This window comes from Mesorhizobium sp. P3_A9, from assembly GCF_056402975.1.
In genome coordinates, this window is record NZ_JBFUGJ010000745.1 from 1 (window position 1) to 917 (window position 917).

Annotated in this window: 1 protein-coding gene; it reads right to left on the minus strand. The window is 57.3% G+C overall.

Translation table 11 applies throughout. The annotated features are described in order from the left end of the window. Positions 1-33 precede the first annotated feature (33 nt). Positions 34-917 (minus strand): NRAMP family divalent metal transporter (locus AC1DX0_RS36470; RefSeq protein WP_477359425.1); only part of this gene is annotated, 884 nt, incomplete at its 5' end.

Sequence of the window (917 nt, forward strand, 5' to 3'; positions counted from 1 at the left end):
CCTGCTTGTCCAAAACGTCGCGTATGATGAGCATCAACTGCCTCCAAATATTTGCAGAGGCAGGGTGACGACCGCGAGGATGAAGCCAAGAGCGATAACAAAGAGCACTGCCGCGTTGGAGATCACGCCGTTGCGATGTTCACCCATATAGGACCGGTCATTGAGCAAGAAGAGAAATGGCACCACCGCCAGAGGCAGGCTTGCTGCCGTAAGGGCCATTGAAAAGATGGTAAGCTTCAGCGGATCAAGGCCGAGCGCAATCGGAATGGCGGCCGCGAAGATTGTGACGGTATAGACAATCGTGAAGCCTGGATCCTCGCGAGGCTTGCGGTCCTCGCCCCAATTCCATCCGAACCCCTGCGCGACGAGGTATGCCTGCTGCAGGGCGATCTCGACCGTAGCGCCGAAGCAGGCGATGCCAAGCGATGCAACGAACAGCACAAAGCCCCAGAAGCCGAACACCGGAGTCAGCATCAATGGCAATTGGTGGTAATCGTCCACCTGGGTGATGCCGTTCGTTCCAAGCACCAACGCCGAGACGATAAGCACGGCTATGGAGATGGTGCCGCCGAAACTCATGCCGAGCCCGGCAATGGCGCGATTGATACCGAGATAACTCCTGTCCCATTTGTCCTCGATCGCTCCCGCGGAATAGAACATGAAGAGATATGGCGAGATGGACGCACCCAGAATGCTGACAGCCATGAACCAGTAGGTAGCGGTGTCGTGATGCGGCAAGGAGGGCAYCGAACTGACGGCGACCCGCGTCCAGTCAGGCTTGAGGATGACCGCTGCTACGACGAAGCAGAGCGTTACCAGCCCCAACAGCGAAACGCCTTTCTCAATCAGGCCGAAAGTGCCTTTCCACAGCAAGAGCCACGCAATGAAAGCTACCGGCAGCGCCCACCATTTGAAGC